1 protein-coding gene is annotated in these 476 nt (G+C 66.8%); it reads left to right on the forward strand.

The window, feature by feature from the left end:
• Nucleotides 1-373: FecR family protein (locus J0A65_RS25700; protein WP_206597040.1), on the forward strand; the 373-nt coding region annotated here is incomplete at its 5' end.
• Nucleotides 374-476 lie beyond the last annotated feature (103 nt).

The raw sequence follows: 476 nt of genomic DNA on the forward strand, positions 1-476 counted from the left end.
CGAGGAGGGCAGAGTCGGTGTGCGCGGCCTGCACGATGAGCTGCTGCTCACGCCCGGCCAGCAGGTGCTGGTGCGCAACGGCCAGCTGGGCAGCCCGGAGCGGGTAGATGCCAGGGCGCTGAACGGCTGGATCGACGGCCGCGTGGTGTTCGATCGCACGCCGCTGGTCGAGGTGCTGGATACGCTCAGGCGCCAGCGCGACACACGGGTGCAGCTCGACGACCCGGACCTGGCGCAGCTGCCGGTGTCCGGCACCTTCGCCAGCGCCAACCTGGACGCTCTGCTGGTGTTGTTGCCGAAGATATTGCCAGTGCAGCTGCAGCGCGCTGCGGATGGCTCGCTGAGCCTGAGCCGGCGTGCAGCTGAAAAATAATTTCATCGCGAGGTAGGGGTTGCTCGCCGCTGTGGCGGCTATCTCCAGGAACGTCCTCTATTTTCCCGGAGCCCTACCAGTGAAAACCCCGACCCGGCGCCTT

It is taken from the genome of Bowmanella yangjiangensis (assembly GCF_017255015.1).
Lineage (GTDB): Bacteria > Pseudomonadota > Gammaproteobacteria > Enterobacterales > Alteromonadaceae > Bowmanella > Bowmanella yangjiangensis.